At 41.5% G+C, this 22,375-nt stretch carries 25 protein-coding genes and 1 pseudogene; 21 read left to right on the forward strand and 5 right to left on the reverse strand.

Annotated features, from left to right (window positions below):
- Positions 1-4: 4 nt before the first annotated feature.
- Both H171_RS03435 and H171_RS03440 read left to right on the forward strand, forming a co-directional pair.
- Positions 5-2,437, forward strand: coding sequence for a GH36-type glycosyl hydrolase domain-containing protein (locus tag H171_RS03435; protein WP_100303894.1), 2,433 nt, complete (start codon positions 5-7; stop codon positions 2,435-2,437).
- A 71-nt stretch (positions 2,438-2,508) separates the two neighbouring features.
- Positions 2,509-3,432, forward strand: coding sequence for a metallophosphoesterase (locus tag H171_RS03440; protein ID WP_100303895.1), 924 nt, complete (start codon positions 2,509-2,511; stop codon positions 3,430-3,432).
- A gap of 203 nt (positions 3,433-3,635) precedes the next feature.
- On the opposite strand, the gene H171_RS03445 is transcribed toward H171_RS03440, so the two are convergent.
- The 3 genes from H171_RS03445 to H171_RS03450 form a co-directional block, all read right to left on the reverse strand.
- Positions 3,636-3,875 carry a hypothetical protein gene (locus tag H171_RS03445; RefSeq protein WP_100303896.1) on the reverse strand — a complete coding sequence of 80 codons (240 nt, stop codon included), beginning with the start codon at positions 3,873-3,875 and terminating at the stop codon, positions 3,636-3,638.
- Between the two features lie 29 nt (positions 3,876-3,904).
- Positions 3,905-4,054, reverse strand: coding sequence for a hypothetical protein (locus H171_RS24280; protein ID WP_166429703.1), 150 nt, complete (start codon positions 4,052-4,054; stop codon positions 3,905-3,907).
- Positions 4,055-4,226: 172 nt separating this feature from the next.
- Entirely contained in the window at positions 4,227-5,306 is a 1,080-nt protein-coding gene (locus tag H171_RS03450) for a lactonase family protein (RefSeq protein WP_100303897.1), read from the reverse strand.
- A gap of 302 nt (positions 5,307-5,608) precedes the next feature.
- Here H171_RS03450 and H171_RS03455 point away from each other — a divergent pair, with 302 nt between their 5' ends.
- A complete protein-coding gene (locus H171_RS03455) occupies positions 5,609-6,727 on the forward strand; it encodes a cysteine desulfurase family protein (RefSeq protein WP_100303898.1) in 1,119 nt (372 codons plus the stop codon).
- 173 nt (positions 6,728-6,900) lie between these two features.
- On the opposite strand, the gene H171_RS03465 is transcribed toward H171_RS03455, so the two are convergent.
- On the reverse strand, positions 6,901-7,290 hold the full coding sequence (locus H171_RS03465) for a MerR family transcriptional regulator (RefSeq protein ID WP_100303899.1): 390 nt from the start codon (positions 7,288-7,290) through the stop codon (positions 6,901-6,903).
- Between the two features lie 126 nt (positions 7,291-7,416).
- Here H171_RS03465 and H171_RS03470 point away from each other — a divergent pair, with 126 nt between their 5' ends.
- The 3 genes from H171_RS03470 to H171_RS03480 are packed head-to-tail and all read left to right on the forward strand — an operon-like array spanning position 7,417 to position 10,458.
- Complete coding sequence (locus H171_RS03470; protein WP_100303900.1) at positions 7,417-8,268, forward strand: aldo/keto reductase; 852 nt, start codon at positions 7,417-7,419, stop codon at positions 8,266-8,268.
- Positions 8,269-8,312: 44 nt separating this feature from the next.
- The gene (locus H171_RS03475) at positions 8,313-9,491 is read left to right on the forward strand and encodes an iron-containing alcohol dehydrogenase (RefSeq protein ID WP_100303901.1); all 1,179 of its coding nucleotides are present in this window, start codon (positions 8,313-8,315) and stop codon (positions 9,489-9,491) included.
- A gap of 52 nt (positions 9,492-9,543) precedes the next feature.
- On the forward strand, positions 9,544-10,458 hold the full coding sequence (locus H171_RS03480) for an aldo/keto reductase (protein WP_100303902.1): 915 nt from the start codon (positions 9,544-9,546) through the stop codon (positions 10,456-10,458).
- 110 nt (positions 10,459-10,568) lie between these two features.
- Here H171_RS03480 and H171_RS03485 read toward each other — a convergent pair whose 3' ends face one another.
- A complete protein-coding gene (locus H171_RS03485) occupies positions 10,569-11,402 on the reverse strand; it encodes a class I SAM-dependent methyltransferase (RefSeq protein WP_330404153.1) in 834 nt (277 codons plus the stop codon).
- A 461-nt stretch (positions 11,403-11,863) separates the two neighbouring features.
- On the opposite strand from H171_RS03485, the gene H171_RS03490 reads away from it, so the two are divergent.
- From H171_RS03490 to H171_RS03555, 15 genes and pseudogenes are all read left to right on the forward strand, one after another.
- Positions 11,864-12,406: a flavin reductase family protein gene (locus H171_RS03490; protein WP_100303904.1), complete on the forward strand. Its 543-nt coding sequence runs from the start codon at positions 11,864-11,866 to the stop codon at positions 12,404-12,406.
- A 59-nt stretch (positions 12,407-12,465) separates the two neighbouring features.
- Positions 12,466-13,221 carry a MerR family transcriptional regulator gene (locus H171_RS03495; protein ID WP_100303905.1) on the forward strand — a complete coding sequence of 252 codons (756 nt, stop codon included), beginning with the start codon at positions 12,466-12,468 and terminating at the stop codon, positions 13,219-13,221.
- A 203-nt stretch (positions 13,222-13,424) separates the two neighbouring features.
- Positions 13,425-14,249 (forward strand): AraC family transcriptional regulator, encoded by an 825-nt coding sequence (locus H171_RS03500; protein ID WP_100303906.1) that lies wholly within the window; start codon positions 13,425-13,427, stop codon positions 14,247-14,249.
- Positions 14,250-14,272: 23 nt separating this feature from the next.
- Positions 14,273-15,178, forward strand: coding sequence for a DMT family transporter (locus H171_RS03505; RefSeq protein WP_100303907.1), 906 nt, complete (start codon positions 14,273-14,275; stop codon positions 15,176-15,178).
- Between the two features lie 151 nt (positions 15,179-15,329).
- On the forward strand, positions 15,330-15,893 hold the full coding sequence (locus H171_RS03510; RefSeq protein ID WP_100303908.1) for a PadR family transcriptional regulator: 564 nt from the start codon (positions 15,330-15,332) through the stop codon (positions 15,891-15,893).
- A gap of 148 nt (positions 15,894-16,041) precedes the next feature.
- Complete coding sequence (locus H171_RS03515) at positions 16,042-16,521, forward strand: flavodoxin family protein (protein WP_100303909.1); 480 nt, start codon at positions 16,042-16,044, stop codon at positions 16,519-16,521.
- Positions 16,522-16,633: 112 nt separating this feature from the next.
- Positions 16,634-17,236 carry a class I SAM-dependent methyltransferase gene (locus H171_RS03520; RefSeq protein ID WP_100303910.1) on the forward strand — a complete coding sequence of 201 codons (603 nt, stop codon included), beginning with the start codon at positions 16,634-16,636 and terminating at the stop codon, positions 17,234-17,236.
- A 487-nt stretch (positions 17,237-17,723) separates the two neighbouring features.
- Positions 17,724-18,176: a GNAT family N-acetyltransferase gene (locus H171_RS03525; protein ID WP_100303911.1), complete on the forward strand. Its 453-nt coding sequence runs from the start codon at positions 17,724-17,726 to the stop codon at positions 18,174-18,176.
- Positions 18,177-18,313: 137 nt separating this feature from the next.
- Complete coding sequence (locus H171_RS03530) at positions 18,314-18,592, forward strand: CD3324 family protein (protein ID WP_100303912.1); 279 nt, start codon at positions 18,314-18,316, stop codon at positions 18,590-18,592.
- A gap of 221 nt (positions 18,593-18,813) precedes the next feature.
- Positions 18,814-19,437, forward strand: a pseudogene (gene rsgA / locus H171_RS24855) (GTPase RsgA); the annotation flags it as partial.
- A 180-nt stretch (positions 19,438-19,617) separates the two neighbouring features.
- Positions 19,618-20,022, forward strand: a complete 405-nt coding sequence (locus H171_RS24860; RefSeq protein WP_334293236.1) for an RNHCP domain-containing protein — start codon at positions 19,618-19,620, stop codon at positions 20,020-20,022.
- Positions 20,023-20,178: 156 nt separating this feature from the next.
- Positions 20,179-20,631 carry a MarR family winged helix-turn-helix transcriptional regulator gene (locus H171_RS03540; protein WP_100303913.1) on the forward strand — a complete coding sequence of 151 codons (453 nt, stop codon included), beginning with the start codon at positions 20,179-20,181 and terminating at the stop codon, positions 20,629-20,631.
- Positions 20,632-20,661: 30 nt separating this feature from the next.
- On the forward strand, positions 20,662-21,165 hold the full coding sequence (locus H171_RS03545) for a nitroreductase family protein (RefSeq protein WP_100303914.1): 504 nt from the start codon (positions 20,662-20,664) through the stop codon (positions 21,163-21,165).
- A gap of 28 nt (positions 21,166-21,193) precedes the next feature.
- Positions 21,194-21,484 carry a putative quinol monooxygenase gene (locus H171_RS03550; RefSeq protein ID WP_100303915.1) on the forward strand — a complete coding sequence of 97 codons (291 nt, stop codon included), beginning with the start codon at positions 21,194-21,196 and terminating at the stop codon, positions 21,482-21,484.
- Between the two features lie 20 nt (positions 21,485-21,504).
- Complete coding sequence (locus H171_RS03555) at positions 21,505-22,347, forward strand: nitroreductase family protein (RefSeq protein WP_100303916.1); 843 nt, start codon at positions 21,505-21,507, stop codon at positions 22,345-22,347.
- Positions 22,348-22,375 lie beyond the last annotated feature (28 nt).

Below are 22,375 nucleotides of genomic sequence, written 5' to 3' on the forward strand. Positions count from 1 at the left end.
GGTTTTGGACACAGCATATGCACCTACGACACAGGAGAAAGAAACAGAAAATTATGAATTTTTTAACGGCTTCGGGGCATTTGCCTGTGAAGGCAGGGAATATGAAATTCTGCTGGAGGGTAATAACCGGCCGCCGGCACCATGGCTTAATGTTGTCTCAAATAAAAATTTTGGATTCCAGATATCGGAATCTGGCGCCGGCTTTACCTGGAGTATTAACAGCAGGGAGAATAAGCTGACTCCATGGTCCAATGACCCAGTCAGTGACAGGGCCTCTGAGGCGATCTACATTCTGGATGAAATATCCGGAGAGGTAATGACTCCCATGTCCTTAGGAAGATCTGACCGGGGCACTTACCGGGTGAGGCATGGTTTTGGATACAGCAGGTTCCTTCATGAGGAAGCGCTTATCAGTCAGGAGCTGACTGTTTTTACTCCTTTGGATGAGTCATTGAAGCTGTGGAGCCTTACGCTCACCAACCGTTCGGATAAAGTGAAATATTTAAGCCTGACCTATTATGTGGAATGGGTTTTGGGAACCCAGGGGGAGCAAACCAACCCCTATATTCTGACCTCCTATAACAATGAACATGAATGCTTATATTCAAAGAACATTTATACCATGAACTTTCAAAACACCTATTCCTACCTGTTTTCCAGTGAAACCATCATCGGTTATACCGGGGACAGGAAGGAGTTTCTGGGGCAAAAGGGCAGTGTCCGGGAGCCGCGGGGAGCGGAGGTCAAGTTATCCTGTAATACGGGGGTATGCTATGATCCCTGCGGAGCGATTCAGGTATCCGTTGCAATACAGCCGGAAGAGAGTAAGACGGTGTTGTTCGGGCTGGGTCAGAGCACCAGCCTTGAAGAGATATACAAAATCAGAAATAAATACAGGGAAACCGCCGCTTCTGAAAAGGAGCTTGAAAGGTTGAGAACCTATTGGGACGGTTTATTAGGGACGGTTAAAGTCAAAACAAAGGACAGGGCAGTGGATATCCTGGTAAACGGCTGGCTGCTTTATCAGACTGTGTCCTGTCGCATCCAGGCAAGAGCAGGCTTTTATCAGTGTGGAGGAGCTTATGGATACAGGGACCAGCTGCAGGATACCCTTTCCCTACTCTTTGCGGATTCCAGTATTTTGCGCAGGCAAATCCTTATTGCCTGCAGCAGGCAGTTTGAAGAGGGAGATGTCCAGCACTGGTGGCATCCGCCCATGGGAATCGGTGTGAGAACGAGAATCACCGATGATTTGCTGTGGCTTCCTTATTGCACCGCAGCTTATATCCGAAGTACCGGAGATACCACAATTTTAAAGGAGCAAGTCCCTTATATCAAGGGTCCGGTCCTAAAGGATGGGGAGCATGATATGATGTTTACCCCGGAAATATCCCAAAGCTTTGAAAGTGTTTATGAACATTGCAAAAAAGCCATCGAACGGACAAACTTCGGAGAACACGGACTTCCTCTCATGGGGGGCGGCGACTGGAATGACGGTATGAATGAGGTAGGAATAGAGGGGAAGGGAGAGAGTGTCTGGCTTGCATGGTTTTTCTATACGGTACTGGGTGACTTCATTCCTTTGTGCAATCAGGAGAATGATGAGGCTTACGGCCGGGAACTGGAGCAGAAACGGGAAGGCCTGCTTCAAAGCATCGAAGAACACACCTGGGATGGGGAGTGGTATCTTCGTGCCTTCTACGACGACGGCTCGAAACTGGGATCCAAGGAAAATGATGAGTGCCGGATCGATTCCATCAGTCAGTCCTGGAGTGTGATATCAAAGGGAGCAAAAGAGGAACGTGCAAAAACGGCAATGCAGTCGGCATGGCGTTATCTTCTAAGAGAGGAAGAGGCCATCTCCCTGCTTTTGACTCCTCCTTTTAATAAAACAAGCAAAAACCCAGGTTATATCAAAAATTATATCCCCGGTATGCGGGAAAACGGAGGCCAGTATACCCATGCGGCGGTTTGGCTGGCGATTGCTACGTCAATGCTCCGCGACTATCACATGGCACAAACTCTGTTCACCATACTTAATCCGATTCATGTGACGCAAACCAGGAAGGATGTGCTCAGGTATGAGAAGGAGCCTTATGTTATGACGGCGGATATCTCCTTAAGCCCGCCGTATACCGGAAGAGGCGGCTGGAGCTGGTATACCGGATCCGCAGGTTGGATGTACCAGGGATTATTATGCTGGTTTCTTGGCATTCGGAAAGAGGTGAATGAACTGATCATTGATCCGGCTACACCGGCAAGCTTCGGCGATTTTTCCATTGAGTATAAGTATGGAAGATCCATCTATGAAATCAGGGTCGAAAGCAGAAGCAAGGGAACGCTGACAACGGAAGCAGTTACAGTAGATGACAAGCTCATTCAGGGGAACAGGGTTACGCTGGTGGATGACGGAGAAAAGCATCTGGTTATCGTATAATACCTGGTCTTGCTGTTTCTGGGAAGCTGAGTCCTAAGCAACCAGGATGGGTAAATCGGAAAGGAGGTAACATGAAGACTGACAGACGATTGAATCATGCATATAAAAATGCGGAGGTTGTGTATTTTGATGATAATTCGAAATATATATTTTTTAGTGATATCCACAGAGGGGATGACAGCATCTCAGATGAATTCACCAGAAATCAGAATGTTTTTTTGCATGCATTAAATTACTATTATAAAGAAGGATATGAATATATAGAAGTTGGGGATGGAGATGAGCTTTGGGAATACAAGAATTTTAGTGTTATCCGTTTAGCCCACAGCGATGTTTTTACAGTTATCAAAAAGTTTTATGATGAAGGCCGCTTTATCATGTTATATGGGAACCATAATATTTATTTAAAGTCAAAGCTGTTTATCAGAGAAAATTATTATCAATATTATGATGAATACAACCAGATCCGAGTGGACCTATACAGGGGACTGAAGCCGAAGGAGGCCATCATTCTTAAACATAAGAAAACGAAACAGAAGATTTTTGTGCTTCATGGGCATCAGGGTGACATCATGAATGATCAGCTATGGCTTTTTTCCATGTTATTACTTCGGTATTTTTGGAGGTATCTGCATATTGTTGGATTCGGCAATCCAACCAGCCCGGCCCGTAATTTATTTAAAAGACATAAAGTAGAGAAGGTTTATGACAGATGGATAGAAAAAAATAAGATGATGCTGATCTGCGGACATACTCACAGACCAAAGTTCCCGAAAGCAGATGACCTCCCATACTTTAATACTGGCTGCTGCATACGTACCCGTGGGATTAATGGGATTGAAATTATTAATGGCATGATACAAATGGTTGATTGGAGAATTGCTGCCAATGAAAAAGGAGAATTGCGTGTTCACAGGACCGTAGTCAGAGGACCGGTACCACTTGAAAATTATGATTATAAAAACAATCCGTATTCGTCTCATTATAATAACTAAGATGGAGTAACCCCCTATCACTGGGGCCGGATGTTCTTGTTAACGTATTGCTTCGGGCTGGATCAATGGAACGGAGCAGCAGGAAAAGCATCGTTACAAACGGTTGCATCTATACCGAAATTTAATAAAAACCGCAATCCTTTTAAAAGGACTGCGGTTTTTATTTGCGGTTTAATATTTAGGTAATAAAACTGCGACGAAAGTTACTTCCAATCGGAAAGCCAGGACTTATCATTTGCAATAGCGGTAACAATTTCTTCTCCTGATTTAAAATTGTCAAAGGTTCCTCTGTTAATCTCGCTGATGGCTTTGCTTAACAGGTTTTCATAGTATGCTTCCGGTGTTATTTCAGTTGTGGTCTGGTGGAAATGCTGCTGGGACTCAGATGAGGCTATTCGTGCATATTCGTCTTTTACTTGGGATATGAGCTTATCACGGTTCATACAATTTACTCCTTTGCATAAAAAGTTAATTATTTATCGTTACCGGGTTTGTGACGGCTGCCGGACTGCTTCTTAGTATTTCGGCTTTCTCCATCTAATGCGCTCTCAGCCATAGTAGGGCCACCATTGGCTTTTTTCTTACGGATCGATTTTGGGTCAAGTTGTGAATCTTTTGCCATAATTATTCTCCTTAATATTAATAGAGTTATTATCTGCAGGTAAAAGGATATTATTCGCTTTCGGATAATTCCGATGGATATATAAATGGTTCTGGGCAACCACAATTTGCCTGACAGGATTATGTAAATGATATCAGGCAAATTGAGATTAAAATGATTAATAAGTGATTATTTAATATCTATTTGGCGAGCATAGGATTGCCAGACCTTGTGAACCTATAATCGGTAACTGTGTATCGCGGATAACCTCCGTCCGGATTAGTCTGCCATTCCGGTCAGTAAAGAAAACACTGATGGAGCCCTCATTTCCGTTGAGTACATACAAGTTATTAGAACAAATACCGCTGTCAATTGGTGAACCAGATCCATCATTCGTACTATAGATAATATTAGAAACGTCAAGACGTCCGTTACGTTCAACTTCATATGTCGTTATTGTGTGGCCGCCAGCATTGGAAGTATAGGCAAAATGTCCGTTTTCAGATAGGGAGACCCAACAGGTAGCTGATTGAAAATTCAATACAGATGGACTAATGACTGAAAGTGTTCCGTCATGATTAATTTTGTAGGAAGATAATGCATTTATTCCAACTTCCGTAACCAGCAAGATTTCATTTGTTAAGAAGACAGAGCCAAAAGGTCCGGGACCGCTGGAATTGCTGACAATAGGGCCATTGAGGGATCCATCCTGTTGAACGGTAAATACACTGATTAGGTTTGTGTTCTGCTCGGAAACAGCTATTTTTTTGCCATTATAATTGATGACAATGCAGGTTGGTTTGGCATTTACTGAACTTAATGGTTTAGCAGAGCCTATGATTTCGGTAAGCATGCCGTTTTTGTCTATATGAAAACCGGTAACATTGGATGCAATACTGCTTCCATTGCCTGCATTTGCCACATAGAGAAGATTGCGGTGAGTTGTCATGCTTATTGGAAGGAAACCGCCGGACGGACTCACATCTGCAAGAATCAAGGTTCCCGATTTGGTAATTTTAAAGCTGGAGATATTGTTGCTGCCAGCGTTCACGGCGAAAAGGAAATGTCCGTCATCAGATATTACAATTGATCCCTGTGAACTAAGAGGATCAACAATGGGATTTCCGGTGCCTTGACCGCCTGTCCTGTAAGCCTTTATAAATGTAAAATCATCGTTTGATTTCTGGCGTATCGCTATTATTTCATTTTCGTCAGCGTTATTTGTCATAGAGTAAACGGCATATCCATGCCGGCAGTTTGTCATATCATACATTTATATATCACTCCTTATATGAAATTTTATTAATAGGAATGTGCGTAATATGGTGTTTACGCTTATATTAATATATGCTATATTTATTTAAATGCGATTATAAACTGTCTTTAGAAAGTATTTTGCTATCAAACTTAGCATGTAATGAAATAGCATGCCGAATAATTGCTTTATATTGTTTATAAGATAATTTTTTATCATAATTAAAACAGCAAAGAGTACAACAAGAAAATTAACATATAACATGTTCTATATTGGTTCTCGTTGAATGCTCAATATTATCAGTGTAAGGAGGATAATTTATGATCTATCTAGATTATAATGCCACTACCCCTATCGACAAAAAGGTATATCATGCCATGCTTCCCTATCTGGAGTCAGAGTTTGGAAATCCATCCAACAGTTATGAATTGGGAAAGCTTGCAAAAGGTGCAGTTGAGAATGCCAGAAAACAGGTCTCAGAATTGCTAGGTGCCAAAAGCAGCGAGATTTTATTCACAAGCTGCGGCAGTGAATCCAATAATGCCGTAATCAAGGGAGTTGCCTACACTTATAGGAACAAGGGAAAGCATATTATTACTTCTTGTATCGAGCACCCTTCCATCATGGAACCACTCTCATTTTTAAAGAAAAATGGTTATAAAGTCACCTATCTTCCAGTAAACAGGCAAGGCGCTGTGAATCCTCAGGATTTAAGAAATGCCATCTGTGAGGAAACGATTTTGGTTAGTATTATGCATTCCAATAATGAGGTGGGTACTTTGCAGCCAATTAGAGAGTTGGGGGAAATTTGCAGGGAACGAGGCGTTTTGTTTCACACAGATGCATCTCAGTCCATTGGAAAAGTGGATATTAACGTTTCCCGGTTACCAGTGGATTTTCTGACTCTTGCCGGTCATAAGCTCTATGCTCCTAAAGGAATTGGTGCATTGTTTATTCGTGATGGAGTTGTAATGGAATCATTTCTGCATGGTGCAAGCCAGGAGGAGGGCAGGCGTGCCGGTACGGAAAATGTGCCTTATATTGTAGCTTTGGGAGAAGCAGCGGAACAGGCAGGAAACCATTTGGATCAAAATGATTTGATGCCAATAAGAGATTATTTTTATAGTAAACTAGTGGAGGAATTCGGTAGTAATATTCACTTAAATGGTGATGCAGTTCACCGTCTGCCCAATACTCTTAATATTAGTTTTGTAGGAAAAATTGGTGCTCATATATTGGCGGCGCTTCCTGAACTATGTGCTTCTACCGGTTCCGCCTGCCACTCTGGCTCGAAGACTATTTCCCCGGTTTTGGCGGCGATGGGTGTTGAAGAAGAAATTGCATTGGGGGCTGTACGTTTTAGTGTAGGCAGGTATACTACAAAGAAAGAGATCGATCATGCAATGAAATTGTTAAAAGGATACTTTCAGTACGTGTAAAAGAGAATCAGATGTATTTGAAATCAATCATTGCAGGGAAGGCCGGTTTGAGTGTGTCTTTGGTAATGGTGATTGCCAATATGTTGGAGCCGGCGACCTTTCGATCAAACGGCTCACCAATGAAACCACATCGACCACGTTCCCGTTATCCCATTATCATGGAACTGCTGCACCTAGTTTTGATGGGATCCACCATGGTTGTACTCATTATACTGCTTTGTATAATGGTTGATTTTATGAGATACCTTTTCAAGATGCTTGTTCATCTCCTGAATCTGAGCTTCCACGTTCTTCTTATGTTCGATCAATATATCGCACCGCTGTTTGAGTGTCTCTCTGCCTTCTGCACTTAATTCTACAAATTCCTTGATTTGTTTCAGGGACATGCCCGTGTTCTTGAGACAGCAGATCAGTCCCAGCCATTCTAAATCATCTTCGGTATAATTACGGATGCCGCTTTTGCTTCTGTTTATATTGAACAAAAGACCTTCTTTTTCATAGTAACGCAGTACGTGTGCGCTTAGGTTTGTACGTTCCGATACCTGTTTGATTGTATAACCCATATAGATAGCCCTTTCACTTTAATAATTTTGCAATTTGATATTGACTTAGAGTTAAGATTAAGGTTTATGATACCAATATACAATCAAAATAACAGTTTGTCAAATTGCAGATTGGGGGAAAATATAGTGAAAACATTAACAGATTGTTATGAACTTTCAGGCGGTGTAAAAATCCCATGTATTGGCTTCGGCACATGGCAGGCACAAAACGGAGATATGGCCATCACATCGGTGAAAGAAGCTTTAAAATGCGGTTATCGTCATATTGATACCGCAGCAGGTTATGGGAATGAGGAAAGCGTCGGCATAGCTGTAAAGGAAAGTGGTATTGCCCGCGAGGAAATTTTTATTACCAGCAAACTTCAAAATGATATGCATGGATATGAAAATACCATGGAAGCCTTTCAACAGACGATGAAAAATCTTGATATGGATTATCTGGATCTTTATCTGATACACTGGCCTAATCCAGTCAAGTACCGCGATCAGTGGCAGGAAGCCAATGCCGGCACTTGGAAAGCGTTCGAAGAGCTTCACAAAGCCGGAAGCATTCGCGGGATAGGAGTCAGCAATTTCCATCCGCATCATCTTGAGGCGCTTATGCAGACGGCAACGATCCAGCCAATGGTCAATCAGATCCGGCTTTGCCCCGGTGATACACAGGATAACGTGGTAGATTATTGCAGGAAGCATTCGATTCTTCTGGAGGCATATAGCCCCCTTGGCGTAGGTAGGATTTTTGAAGTTCCGCAGATGCAGTCACTGGCACAAAAGTATGGAAAGTCCATTGCCCAGATTTGCGTGCGTTGGAGCCTGGAACGCGGATATCTGCCTCTGCCAAAATCCATAACGCCCGAACGTATCCTGGAAAATGCTGATGTATTTGATTTCCAGCTTTCCCCTGAGGATGTGCAGATAATTGCCGACTTGAAAGGCTGCTGTGGATATTCTGCAGATCCTGATACAATCACATGGTAAAACATATAATAAACCAGATATAACCAAAAGAAAGGGTAAAAATAATGCTTAATTTTGATTTCTATTCACCGGCTCGTATACTATTTGGAAAAGATATGGAGAAACAGATTGGTGCTCTTTTAAAACCTCATGCAACCAAGGTTCTGCTGCATTACGGCGGAGGCAGCATAAAAAAGAGCGGATTATATGACACGGTGATCACTTCACTGAATGAGAGTGGGCTCTCATATGTGGAACTGGGGGGCGTTGTTCCAAATCCCCGTCTTTCCCTGGTACATGAAGGAATTGCCTTATGCAAAGAAGAAAAGGTGGATTTAATCTTAGCGGTTGGCGGCGGAAGCGCCATTGATTCTGCCAAGGCCATTGCAATGGGTGTATATTATGATGGTGATGTGTGGGAGATTTATGAACAAGGCAAAGCAATCCAAAAGGCGCTGCCTGTAGCCACAATTCTTACCATTCCTGCTGCAGGAAGCGAAGCAAGCGGCGACACAGTTATCACCAATGAGGAAAAGCAGCTAAAATACGGTTATGGCAGTCCCCACCTGCGTCCCTTGCTCAGCGTCATGAATCCGGAATTGTTCTACACCTTGCCAAAGAATCAGATCGCCAACGGTGTGGCTGACATGATGAGCCATGTCTTTGAACGTTACTTTACCAACACCACACATACCGATCTGACGGACGGTTTGTGCGAAACAGTCTTAAAGACCATCATAAAGAATGCTCCGCTTGTCCTTGAGAATCCAGGGAATTACGATGCCTGGTGCGAGGTGGGTTTTGGAGGTACAGTTGCCCATAACGGTTTAGTGGGTATGGGACGTGAACAGGACTGGGCCTGCCATGGCATGGAGCATGAACTCAGTGCCATCTACGATGTGGCGCACGGAGCAGGTCTGGCGGTACTGACTCCTGCATGGATGCAGTATGTATACAAGGATAATGTAAATATGTTCGTACAGTTTGCGGTTAATGTCATGGGTGTGAAGGGCAGCTATCGCGATCCGGACGCAATAATACAGGAAGCGATTTTACGTCTGCGTGAATTTTTTAACAAGATGGGACTTCCGGCTACTCTTGGAGAACTTGGCATAGACGCAAGCCAGCTTGAAATAATGGCTAAAAAAGCGACAGGTGCTGCATTTGGAAATGAGGGGCCAATTGGCGGCTTAAAGAAGCTGTACTGGCAGGATGTGCTTGAGATTTATAAGCTGGCTCAATAAAAAAAGTCTGAAATTAGAGAACAGTTTAATTTTGTTAAGGAGGTTTCATGTCATGAGAACAGTTAAGTTAGGGAATTTGCAGGTACCGGTGATTGCAGTCGGCTGCATGCGTATCAATAAACTGGATAAGTCCGAAGCAGAGCATTTCGTACAGGCAGCACTGGATTTAGGCACGAATTTTTTTGATCATGCGGATATCTATGGCGGCGGCGTGTGTGAGGAGATATTTGCAGAAGCGGCACATATGAACGCAACTGTGCGTGAAAAGATGTTCCTGCAGTCAAAATGCGGAATCCGTCCAGGTATTGCGTTCGATTTCTCAAAAAAACATATTTTAGAAGCAGTAGACGGCAGTTTAAAAAGGCTGAGAACGGATTATCTGGATGTATTGCTGCTCCATCGCCCGGATGCTCTGGTAGAGCCAGAGGAGGTAGCCGAGGCATTTGACATCCTGCAAAGTACTGGTAAGGTACGTAACTTTGGAGTTTCCAACCAAAACCCCATGCAGATCCAGCTGCTGAAGAAGTTTGTTAAACAGCCGATTATTGCAAACCAGCTGCAGTTAAGCATTACAAACGCAAATATGATCTCTCAGGGGATTCATGTCAATATGCTGGATGATCAGGCAGTGAACCGGGATGGCAGCGTAATAGATTTCTGCCGCTTAAATGACATCACCATTCAGCCATGGTCTCCCTTCCAGTACGGATTTTTTGAGGGTGTATTCCTTGGCAATGATAAGTTTCCAAAGCTCAATGCCAAGATTGATGAAATTTCTGCTAAATATGAGGTCAGCAACACGACCATCGCCATGGCATGGCTGCTGCGCCATCCGGCCAATATGCAGCCTGTGACCGGGACCATGAATGTGGAGCGTCTGAAGGATTGTACCAAGGCTGCCGATATTAAGCTGACCCGGGAGGAATGGTACGGGATTTACCTTAGCGCCGGGAATATTTTACCGTAAGCAAAAAGATGCATAGATATGGCGGTTGTCTTCAAACCGCCATTCATAAACCACCCTGCCGGATTACAGTTTTTAATTCGGCAGGGTGCAATGATGAGATACCGTTCCATTTATTTTTCCAGCAGTATAGAAATCGTTATGCTATCTGTACGATAAGTGCTGCCTGCAACATCTCCAAATACTTCGCATACCTTAAAACCCGCATCGGCTGCTTCTTTCATCAGCATTTCTTTGGTAAAACAGGTATTCCATAAATAGTAAGAGATAGCCCCTGTATCAAAAACAATAGAAGTTTGTTCTAATGTTGCATTCTCTGGATACCGATAGCATCCGTTAAATGCAATATAGTTCTCTTTGTGCCAAAACCCCCCATCCTGACAAATTTCCCATGTTTGTTTTTCTTCAAAATCCTTATACTTAGCCATTGAAAAAACATCCAATAAGAACCTTCCCCCAGGCTTTAGATGACGGTATACCGCAGTCATTACCATTTGCCTGTCTGCTGTTGAAAGCGCACCGTAGTCACAATAGATCATTGTTGAAAAATCATAATTACGATTCAAATCCATAGTTAAATAATTCTGATACAAGTATTGAATATCTAAATTTCTTTTTTTCGCAGACTCTATGGCATAGTTTATAGACCGTTTGGAAAAATCAATTCCCGTTACCTGATAGCCCATTTGTGCATATCTTTCCGCATATATTCCTGGCCCGCAGCCAATGTCAAGAAGTTGCCTGTACTTTGATGGTGGTGCAATCTCTTTTATCCAGGTGGCAGATTTATCTATAAACGCTAACTTTCTGCTTGCACCTTCAAAGCCAGGATCCAGATGGGCTTTGAGCATTTGCTTGGATATATGCTCATCATCCCAAAATGGAACTGTTGTTTTCGTGTACAGTGGCGGTCTTTCTAACAATGGTATTAAGCTTTTAAACATCATGTTTTCTCCTTTCAAAATGAACAAAAGAAAAAGCCGTAGATTTTACTCTACGACTAATCTTCCTAAGATAAAATAGAAGTTAAGAGTAAAATAAAATCAAACATCAGGCATAAAAACTAAACTGTGTTAACAGCTTGCTCTTAAACCTATTGAATTGATTTTATCTGCTCTTTTCCAGTGATATCCATGCCATCGTTTATGTGGCATCAGATATGCCGGACTTCCATCACCTTTTCTTTTAAATTTTATGTTTTTATTTTATAGTACTTAACTTACTTTGTCAACAATATCTGACAGATGTATGGGTTCCCCTTTGAGGGTATAATAAAAAGAGCCACCCCATGGGGCGCACTCTATCTATATGATAATCGATCATAAAGAAAAAGTCTATATCTTTATGAAATTTTATTATATAATTTTCACTGTCGCGACAAATATAACCGATTGATAGGAGAATAAAAATGACAAAGACAAAGATAGCAAATATCCCTTTTGGACCGTATGTTACTGTTTTAGCAGGGGCTTCTGTAAAGGGAAAGCCCAATTATGCCACCATTGGAGCGTATGGGGTTGTAAGTCAAAAGCCTGTACTTTATATTTCTCTGAAAAATACCCATTACACAACAGCCGGAGTTATAGAAAACGGATACTTCTCTGTAAACATTCCCTCTTCCGAGGATATAGAAAAAACGGATTATTGCGGGACTGCAACGGGAAATAAAACAGATAAATCAAACGTTTTTGAGTCATTTTACGATGATGCAGGTAATGCACCCATGATAGAAGAGTGCCCGGTTAATTATCTTTGCAAAGTAATTCAGACAATTCCAATTTTTGATTTTACAATGTTTCTTGGGGAAATTGTTGCGGCATATGCGAATGAGGAATGTCTGGAAAATGGTAAACCAAATGCTTTAAAGGTCAATCCTACCATCATGATGGATTCTGGGTATTTTGATATCAAGGACAGAGTAGGTTCCATATTTAGGATAAATCTTTCATAAAACGGTTGACATTAACGCTGCGTAATAGTTTATAGTGGTCTTTGCAAGGGGGTGAAAAGATGGAATACACCATCAACAAGCTGGCGAAATTGGCGGGGGTCAGTACAAGAACACTGAGGTACTACGATGAGTTGGGATTGCTTTCACCCGCCCGGGTCAGTTCCAATGGATACCGGGTTTACGGACAAAAGGAGATCGATCGGCTGCAGCAAATCCTTTTTTACCGTGAACTGGGCGTATCGCTGGAAGAAATCCGAAATATTCTTGCTTCAAATGACTTTGACGGACTATCGGCGTTGGAGAGCCATTTGACTGCCCTGCTTGCCAGGCGAGCACAATTGAATTTGCTGGTCGCCAATGTCGAAAAGACCATTAAGACCATGAAAGGAGAAATGATAATGAGTGACCAGGAGAAGTTTGAAGGCTTTCTTCAAAAGCTGGTGGACCAAAACGAGCGTCAATATGGAGAGGAAGTCCGGAAAAAATACGGGGATGAGCGCATAAACCGCTCTAACACCAAGGTTTTAAATATGAGCAAGGAACAATTCACTGAATTGGAAAGGCTGACGGAAGAGTTGAACGAAACATTAAAAGCGGCCTATGAGCAAGGAGACCCAGCCAGTGAACTGGCGCAAAAAGCCTGTGAGCTGCATAAAAAATGGCTCTGCTTTTATTGGAACGATTACAGCAAAGAAGCACATAAAGGCGTGACGCAGATGTATGTGGAAGATCCACGTTTTACTGCTTATTACGATAAAATAGCGCCCGGCTGTGCAGCGTTTCTGCGTGACGCGGTAGAGATATTCTGCAAATAATTTTATATCATGTCCGAAAGATGGAAAGCCTACCTGCTGGAAAGCAGGTGGGCTTTTTCGCTAAATATGCGGGGACGTCTTATAAGCTTAGCGTCACCTACTGCGGAAGACCTCCAATTTAACTTAAGGGCAATATCATACAAGCATTCCATTATCTCTTGTGGTACACTGGATATCAGATAATCGGGAAAGGGGGCTTGTAAATGAAACAAGAGATAAGAACTGTAAAATATGATACCGAATTAAACGTGGAAGCTTATCATTTTCAAGGGATCATGCAGAAATTTCCCAATCATTTCCATGAGTATTATGTGATTGGTTTTATTGAAAAAGGTCAGCGGCTTTTGTCCTGCAAAAACAAGGAATATACCATAGAACCGGGTGATTTATTACTGTTTAATCCACATGACAATCATGCTTGTGAACAAATTGATGGTAAAACACTGGATTATCGCTGTATCAATATCCAACCGGAAAATATGAGCAATGCTGTCTTAGAAATAACAGGAAATGAATATTTACCTTATTTTACACCTCAAGTTATTTTTCACAGTGAATTGGTTGCTGTACTCCGAGAGTTGCATCAAATGATTATAGAGGAAGATAGGGCTTTTAGAAAGGAGGAAATCTACTTCTTCCTTTTAGAGCAATTAATGGAAGAATATACAGAACAGCAGGTTCCGGCAGCCCGTGCAGAGCAAAGTATGGAAGTGAAAGCAATCTGTGAATTCTTAGAGGCACATTACATGGAGAACATTACACTGGCTGACCTCAGCAAGCTGACCGGGTTAAGTAAATATTATCTGCTTCGCTCTTTCACCAGGCAAAAAGGTATATCTCCTTACAGCTATCTGGAAACGATACGGATCAATAAAGCAAAGAAAATGCTGGAACAAGGTATACCTCCAATAGAAGCAGCATTGCAGACAGGGTTTGCCGACCAAAGTCATTTCTCCAACTTTTTTAAGAAGTTCATAGGACTGACACCAAAACAGTATATGAAGATTTTTATAAAGAAACAAAGCTGATTATTAATAACGAAAGGGTTTATATGGACAGAAAAAAGGATATACAAGGACATCTGTTTGCATTTGTGACAATATTTATTTGGGGTACGACTTTCATATCAACCAAAATACTTTTAAAAGCGATTTCTCCAATTGAAATACTGTTTATAAGATTTACGATAGGATTTATTGTGCTGCTTGTGTTTTGCCCTCATAGGCTCAAAGTCAAGGATAGAAAACAGGAGCTGTATTTTGCTGCGGCTGGCTTGTGTGGAGTCACACTATACTATTTATTTGAAAACATTGCTCTGACTTACACCTTTGCATCCAATGTTGGGGTCATTATTTCGATTGCACCATTTTTTACTGCCATTTTTGCACATCTGTTTTTAGATAGAGAAAAATTAAGACTGCAATTTTTCATAGGTTTTGCTGTTGCAGTTATGGGAATTTTTCTCTTAAGCTTTAACGGAAGCAATAATTTAAAATTGAATCCATTGGGAGATATATTAGCTGTACTGGCCGCTGTGGTATGGGCAGCCTATTCTGTCCTGACAAAGAGAATCAGCGGTTTTCATTACAACACGATCCAAGCGACACGCAGAATCTTTTTTTATGGGCTGGTGTTCATGGTACCTGCATTATTCATATTTGGGTTTGAGCCAAAGATCAATCAATTGATGCAGCCGGTTATTCTGTTTAACATTTTGTTCTTAGGATTGGGAGCATCTGCTCTTTGCTTTGTGACGTGGAATACTTCGGTTAAAATACTGGGCGCAATAAAAACCAGTGTTTATATTTACATGGTTCCAGTAATAACCGTTATTACCTCCGTGATTGTACTTCGTGAAACGATTACAGGTATTGCTGTATTCGGGATTGTACTTACATTATCGGGCTTAATTATTTCGGAGATGAAATCCCAAAAGCTGTGTTTTTCAAAAAGTTGAAAAGCATAGTTTTTTATTGCCATATAGAGCAGCAATATTCTCAGAATGACGGCCCGTAAAATAATTTGTAAGATTTGCAATCAGAAAGCTTGACAAGGCATATTATAATGATATATCATAATGATATATAGAGCGAACAAAAGGTGCATAGATGAAAGAAAATACAGGAAAATCGAAATATGTAATACTGGGAATGCTCGCCCGCATGCCGCAGACAGGTTATACCATAAAAAAATGGATAGAGAATGAATACAGCCATTTCTGGCAGGAAAGTTATGGTCAGATCTATCCGACTCTTAAGAAAATGGTGGCTGAGGGGCTTGCCGTCACCTCAAATAATAGGCAGTCTGGGAATGGGCGGGGACAGATCGTATACAATATCACTGACGCAGGCAGAAAAGAGCTCTCAGATTGGCTTAGAGAGGAGCCGGAAATCGAGAGAATCAGGTACGAACTATTGCTTAAAGTTTCCTTTGGCGAGAACACGGAGCCGGAGGTGCTGCTTGGTCATCTGGACAATTTTATCAGAAGGAATGATAAGCTGGTGAAAGAGATGAACGGCTATATCGAGCTTTGCGGGCAGTTTAAAGAGAAAGATATTGACTGCTCCTACAGTCAGCTGACCGCACTTTGCGGCGTTTATGTTTATTCTGCAATGAGGGATTGGGCTGTTGAGGCAAAGAAAATTATTATAGAGAAAGAAGATGATAATTAACTGAATAATTAATTTATGATGTAACCATTAATTGTATTGATGAGTTAAGAAGAGAGAGATCTCTCATAAAATATCATCGATACCACAAAAAGAATAAGCCTATAACCCATTTTTCCGGCTATAAACTTATTATATGAGGAGATTCGCTATGAGCACTCTGGTTGTATATTTTTCGTTTACTGGCAGTACGAAATTCATTGCAGAAAAGATTGCAGAAACGATAGACGCTGACATCACGGAGTTAAAAACAAGCAAGAACTATCCCACAGAAGGATTCCGGAAATACTTTTGGGGAGGAAAGAGTGTCATTTTTGGTGAGATGCCAAGGTTAACAAACGAACTCGTTGACTTAGATCAGTATGACACGATTATCATTGGAACACCCATTTGGGCCGGGTCATTTACACCGCCTATGAAAAGCTTTATCAGTCAATACAAGATCCAGGGCAAACGGATTGCGATGTTTGCCAGCCATGCAGGAGGCGGAGCCCAAAAGTGCTTTACAAAACTAAAGAAAGAGCTTTCTGGGAATGAATTCATCGGAGAAATAGATTATGTAGAACCAAAGAAAAGCTTAGAGGAAAATTTGCTGAAAGCTGTCAGTTGGGCCGAGGGCCTTGCTGTCTGATAAATAGCTCACGATTGTCCGCCATAAAGCTGCCGCAGTCAGTCATTAAAGATGGCTGGAGATAAGGCTGGCTCATATCAGATTATTAATAAGATGGTTAGGAGATGCAAGAATGGGGAATACGGATAAGTTTGAAATAATAGCTGATAGATACGACACTCCAGAAAGAATCCAGATTGCAAAGGTATCATCTGATGCCATTCGTGAATACGTGGTTGATGCGAAAAGTAAGAATGCCATTGATTTTGGGTGTGGAACCGGCCTAGTTGGAATGAATTTGCGAAACGATTTTAATTCTATGCTTTTTCTGGACACATCGCAAAACATGATTCATCAAATAGAGCAAAAAATTTCAAACTCTAATATTCAGAATGCAGCTACATTATGTTTTGACTTTGAAAAAGACAGCCTTTCAGATTTACATGCTGACTATATTTTTATGGTTCAGGTGTTACTCCATATCAAAGACTTTGAATTAGTTTTATCAAGATTATATGAGACTTTAGAAGAGAATGGGCATTTATTAATTGTAGACTTTGATAAAAATGAAAAAATTGCCTCAGATATGGTTCATAATGGTTTTGAGCAGGCAGAATTAACGGACGTCATGACAAAAATAGGGTACAAGGGTATTCAATCTAAAACAATATATTCAGGAAGTAAAATATTCATGGGGCAAGATGCATCCTTGTTTGTTCTTGATTCTCATAAATAGAGCCGGAAATATCAAATACTTTGGTTCAATGCATGCAAAAAATGATTAAAACAATAGAAAAACAGCTAAGCACAAAAAACATCTTGCAAAGTTTGGAAAAATTCGTTATGATAATTCTAATGATACAAAGGGAGGTGGCTTGATGTCGTCTATTCGCTAAGATAATGAACAATAAAATTTAGCTCTCATATCACGAGGGGTTTTTTGTTGTACTTATTTTGCGGATATATGAAGCTCAGGCTGCCTGTAATTTGATTGAAAAATTATAGGTTTTATTTGCGCAGGCAATGGATCGGGTGAACTTAAATGGAAGTTTGCCAGGAGACTGCCGCAATTCCGTGGGAACCAGTAAAGCGTGTTATTTACGCTAGTGTGGGATAAGTAAGCAGATGGCTCTAAGTGACAGAGTTATCTGTTTTTTTATTGTTCAGAATATCACATAATGGAAATAAATCATTTCGCTCAAAAGGAGAAAGTATATTTAATTATGATAAGAGAATTGAAAGAAACCGATATGGAACAAATTATGAAGATATGGCTTGATACGAATATCAAGGCGCATCATTTTATTGACAGCAGTTATTGGTTAAAACACTATGTAGCAGTGGAAAAAGTTCTGCCCCAGGCAACTGTGTATGTGTATGATTCCAATGATCGGATCCAAGGATTCCTTGGACTGAACGGGGATTACATTGAAGGGATTTTTGTTGATGCAGAATATCAATCCAAAGGAATTGGAAGAGAACTGCTTGGTTATGCCAAAGAGAGGCATAACAAACTTCTTTTAAATGTTTATAAACGAAATGAAAGGGCAGCAGCGTTCTATCTGAAAGAAGGCTTTGCGGTTTCGACGGAACAGATCGAGGAGGAAACAAAAGAACGCGAGCTCACGATGGTATGGAAGCCGCTTGAATCAGAAAATTGTACTGCTTATAAATAGCCTTTAAGAAGGGAGGAAGCATTTTATGATATTTAGCCCGGTTCGCTATGCATAGCAAGGGCTATTGCATGGCATCAGAAAGTTGATACTTGTATAGCCTTTGCCCATTCCTGAAAACACAGATTGGGAGGAGCATAATGAGCTATATCAAAGCAGCCGATGTGCTGCCAAAAGAAATCATAGACTTAATACAAGATTATATTGATGGTGAATATATTTACGTTCCAAGAAAAGAAATCAATCGCAAAGCATGGGGAGAGAATACCAGAAGCAAAGAGATGATTCATTTCAGAAACATGGAGATCTATGAAAAATATACAAAAGGAATACCAATAGACCATCTTTCGGAGACTTACTATCTATCGCCAAAAAGTATACAGAAAATAATTGCGAAATTAAAACTGAAGAATCATTAAACAAAGAAGCGCCATGAAACTGCATGGTGCTTCTTTGCTTCTGAAACGTGAAATCGGTTGCCGCTATATGGAAACAGAACCTATAATATTTAATGAAAAGAGCAAGCGCAGCCACAACGCTTGTTCCTGATCAGGAGGAAATATAGGTGAATAAGAAAAAAGGAATTAAAATCAAAAAAGATATAAATACGGAAGCTTTTCAGGCCACGGTTATAAATATCATGAATAAACAAGTGAAAGTATTATCAAAAGGTGAAGTCTATTCTTGCCTGCTTCCCGGTTCTTTGATCTCAAATAAGAATTCCCTGGTTGTTGGTGATGAGGTTGAAGCAGAAAATGCCGGAAACGGTCAATATAAACTAATTCATGTACTCCCAAGAAAAACTGCCTTATACCGGGGAAATCGCCGTTCTCCAGAGGAGAAGGTACTGGTAGCAGCGAATGTTCAGTGTCTATTGGCATTTGTGACTGCGGATTACCTGCTCCATCAGGCTGGGTACCTGGAATCGGCAATCATTGCTGCCAGACGCGCACAAATTCAAGTAGGCATATTTATCAGTAAATGGGATTTGATCGGGGAAAGCGCTCAGGCTCTGTTAGAAGCCAAACTGGAACTTTATAAAAACACTGCCGACTTTGTATTTGCAGGCTCCGCTCGTGAGCGGCAGGAAGAACTATTTAAAACAGTTGAGGGAAAGACTGTGGTTGTCGTTGGTGACAGATCCTGCGGAAAAACAACGCTCATACATGGGAGTGATTCCCGTTGTCCGATGACAAGCACTCATACCAGCGTATTGGAGGTTGGCCTTAAAGGAACCTTTTGGATTGATACACCGGGTTTCCGGGATTTTGCCCTGCAGCAAATCTCTGAAGAGGAGAGAAACGCGGTATTCCCTGAACTGGCACAATTAACAGGAGGCTGTTATTTCAGGAATTGCACCCATGTCCACGAAGATGGGTGCCAGGTTCTTGAGGCCCTTCGCTCAAAGAAACTAAAAAGAGAACGATATGATGCATATCAGAAGATGACTGATATCAAAGCCGCTTCAAGCTTCACCCCCAAAATTGATTACCGGCATTCTGCCTGCACTGAGAGCTTCACCTGCAAGGTATGCGGAACGCTTGTAGTGCCGGAAGGTGCCGGGAGCCGGCATCGAAACCATTGTCCGAAGTGTTTATCAAGTATTCATATAGACAATGATCCCGGTGACCGTGCTTCCTTATGCAAAGGAATTATGGAGCCAGTCAGTGTTTGGGTACGCAAGGGGGGCGAATGGGCGATTATTCACAGATGCCGAATGTGCGGCGCTTTGAGTTCCAATCGAATTGCAGCAGATGATAATCCAGCTATGCTCATGTCCATTGCAGTAAAGCCGTTGGCTATGACACCATTTCCACTGAATCATTTGGAGGAGCTGTTTGGTCAGTAAAAGAATCGTAATTAGGGCGGTGGATATATACGCCCTAATTTTTTTTACCACCGCAAGGAGCTGCCAGCTTCATAGCTCATAATATTGTAAATACTAGACTTGACAGTAAAATAAAGAAATGCTATATTTGTATGTACAAACAAAGGAGGGAATGTTTTGAATTGTAATTATGAATCAAACGATCAGGAGTGTATGCTAAATGGCTGCCTGTTTTTTACTTCTGCGAAACTGGCCAGGGAATTGGGAAAAATGGCAGATGAAGCCTTCCGCAAAACCGGGTTGTCACCCAGCCATGCTATGCTCCTGTATATTGTAAACCTCAAAGGTGGAATACCACAGAAAGAAATTGGCGAAATGCTGCATTTGACACCGTCAACCATAACTCGCCTGCTTGAGAGGCTTGAGCGGAAAGGACTGATTGTAAAACAAGCGGAAGGAAAGAATGTATATCTAAGTACAACACCAGAGGGTCTATCCTTGCAAAATGAAATTTTAACAGCATGGAATCAGCTTCAAGAGAAATACAAGGACGTTTTGACAGAAGAAGAAACCCTTAAATTTATAGAAATCAGCAACAAGCTTCTTGAAAGTCTGGACGATAAAAAATAAATAGAAATTCAAATTAAAGAGGTTATGTCTATGGAAGAAATTTATATCAGAAGAAGTATTCGTAAATTTAAAGAGCAGGAAGTGGAACCTGAAAAAATTGATAAGCTGCTGCGCGCAGCTATGCAGGCGCCATCGGCTGCCAATCAGCAGCCATGGGAATTCATTGTGGTAAAGGATAAGGAAAGACTGGCTCAAATTGCTCAAACGTCTCCTTATGCGAAACTGGCTGAGAATTCCGCGGCAACCTTTGTTTTACTGGCCAATGACAAAGAATTGAAAGTACCTGCCGGTTGGGAGCAGGATATGAGCGCTGCGGCACAAAACATGCTTCTGGAAGCAGTTCATCTTGGACTTGGGGGCGTATGGCTTGGCGTCGCTACATCCGATGTTGTTACGGAAAATGTGAGCCGTTTGTTCCATCTTCCGGATCATATCAGACCCTTTGCGCTGATTTCCATCGGATACCCTGATGGACAGCGTAATGAATTTGTTGACCGTTATAAAGCGGATCGGGTACATTACGAAATTTGGTGACAAAACGAAAAGGAGAGTTTATCAATCAATGATTAAAGTTGTTGCAGAAAATTTTATAAAATCAGAAAAGGTAGAAGAATTTATCGTATTAGCAAAGCAGCTTGTACAGGATACCAGGCAGAACGACGCTGGCTGTATCCGTTATGAGCTGCTGCAGGATATAAAAGACCAACAGCTTCTGACAATACTTGAGGAATGGGAAGATCAGGAAGCGCTGAACAAACATATGGCGCCAAAGCATTTTAAGGAAGCCATCGCATTGTTTGCGGATCTCGTGGAAAAACCAGGTAATATCAATCTTTATAAGACGTTAGTCTGAAAAAGGAGGAGCAGCAAACTATGAAAATGGATTTCCCTGTTGCTAAAACAGTCAATGCCCGCAGCAGTGTCAGGACTTATGAGAACCGTGATCTTTCAGCAAATGAAAAGGATCAAATCAACGCCTATATTAATAAATTATCCAATCCTTTTTCCGCAGATGTTACCTTTCGACTTCTGGAAAAGGCTTCATCATCCGATAGAGAGAAGCTGGGAACCTATGGTGTTATTAAAGGTGCAGGGAATTATATTGCTGCATCGGCAGCAGATAAAGAACTGGCTTTAGAAGCCCTTGGCTATTCTTTCGAAAAACTGGTTCTGTATGCCACATCCCTTGGACTTGGTACCTGCTGGCTTGGGGGAACCTTTAACCGCAGCGGTTTTGCTGCGGCCATGAATCTAAAAGAAGGAGATCTTTTTCCCTGCATTTCTCCCATCGGATATCCAGCAGGTAAAAAAAGAACTATGGAATCGCTGATGAGATGGGTGTCAAAGGCAGATCAGAGAAAAGAATGGAGCGAGCTATTTTTCAAACAGAACTTCTCACAACCTTTGACAAAAGATGATGCTGGGGAGTTTGCATTCCCGTTGGAAATGGTGCGTCTGGCTCCTTCTGCTGTTAATAAACAGCCATGGAGGATCGTGCAGGATAAAGACACGTATCATTTTTATCTGGCAAGATCTTTAAAAAGCGAAAACGATAAGGTTGACATTCAAAGAGTGGATATGGGTATAGCGACCTGCCATTTTCATATGGCTGCATTGGAAAGGGAATTGTCGGGGAAATTTCAAAAGCTTGCAAAACCCGAGATACCAACCCCGGAACAGGTGCAGTATATTATTTCCTGGCTTCCAGGTAAATAGCAAAAATCCGCTGATCCAATGTTACAGA

This window comes from [Clostridium] celerecrescens 18A, assembly GCF_002797975.1.
In the GTDB taxonomy this organism is placed as follows: Bacteria; Bacillota; Clostridia; order Lachnospirales; family Lachnospiraceae; genus Lacrimispora; species Lacrimispora celerecrescens.

Coding starts and splice junctions, on each gene's coding strand:
- H171_RS03545 (WP_100303914.1), top strand. CDS start 20,662: ATGGAAGAAATTTATATCAGAAGAAGTATTCGTAAATTTAAAGAGCAG.
- H171_RS03475 (WP_100303901.1), top strand. CDS start 8,313: ATGCTTAATTTTGATTTCTATTCACCGGCTCGTATACTATTTGGAAAA.
- H171_RS03510 (WP_100303908.1), top strand. CDS start 15,330: ATGAAAGAAAATACAGGAAAATCGAAATATGTAATACTGGGAATGCTC.
- H171_RS03465 (WP_100303899.1), bottom strand. CDS start 7,290: ATGGGTTATACAATCAAACAGGTATCGGAACGTACAAACCTAAGCGCA.
- H171_RS03490 (WP_100303904.1), top strand. CDS start 11,864: ATGACAAAGACAAAGATAGCAAATATCCCTTTTGGACCGTATGTTACT.
- H171_RS24860 (WP_334293236.1), top strand. CDS start 19,618: ATGACTGATATCAAAGCCGCTTCAAGCTTCACCCCCAAAATTGATTAC.
- H171_RS03485 (WP_330404153.1), bottom strand. CDS start 11,402: ATGATGTTTAAAAGCTTAATACCATTGTTAGAAAGACCGCCACTGTAC.
- H171_RS03550 (WP_100303915.1), top strand. CDS start 21,194: ATGATTAAAGTTGTTGCAGAAAATTTTATAAAATCAGAAAAGGTAGAA.
- H171_RS03445 (WP_100303896.1), bottom strand. CDS start 3,875: ATGAACCGTGATAAGCTCATATCCCAAGTAAAAGACGAATATGCACGA.
- H171_RS03455 (WP_100303898.1), top strand. CDS start 5,609: ATGATCTATCTAGATTATAATGCCACTACCCCTATCGACAAAAAGGTA.
- H171_RS03505 (WP_100303907.1), top strand. CDS start 14,273: ATGGACAGAAAAAAGGATATACAAGGACATCTGTTTGCATTTGTGACA.
- H171_RS03530 (WP_100303912.1), top strand. CDS start 18,314: ATGAGCTATATCAAAGCAGCCGATGTGCTGCCAAAAGAAATCATAGAC.
- H171_RS24280 (WP_166429703.1), bottom strand. CDS start 4,054: ATGGCAAAAGATTCACAACTTGACCCAAAATCGATCCGTAAGAAAAAA.
- H171_RS03525 (WP_100303911.1), top strand. CDS start 17,724: ATGATAAGAGAATTGAAAGAAACCGATATGGAACAAATTATGAAGATA.
- H171_RS03450 (WP_100303897.1), bottom strand. CDS start 5,306: ATGTATGATATGACAAACTGCCGGCATGGATATGCCGTTTACTCTATG.
- H171_RS03495 (WP_100303905.1), top strand. CDS start 12,466: ATGGAATACACCATCAACAAGCTGGCGAAATTGGCGGGGGTCAGTACA.
- H171_RS03515 (WP_100303909.1), top strand. CDS start 16,042: ATGAGCACTCTGGTTGTATATTTTTCGTTTACTGGCAGTACGAAATTC.
- H171_RS03480 (WP_100303902.1), top strand. CDS start 9,544: ATGAGAACAGTTAAGTTAGGGAATTTGCAGGTACCGGTGATTGCAGTC.
- H171_RS03555 (WP_100303916.1), top strand. CDS start 21,505: ATGAAAATGGATTTCCCTGTTGCTAAAACAGTCAATGCCCGCAGCAGT.
- H171_RS03520 (WP_100303910.1), top strand. CDS start 16,634: ATGGGGAATACGGATAAGTTTGAAATAATAGCTGATAGATACGACACT.
- H171_RS03500 (WP_100303906.1), top strand. CDS start 13,425: ATGAAACAAGAGATAAGAACTGTAAAATATGATACCGAATTAAACGTG.
- H171_RS03440 (WP_100303895.1), top strand. CDS start 2,509: ATGAAGACTGACAGACGATTGAATCATGCATATAAAAATGCGGAGGTT.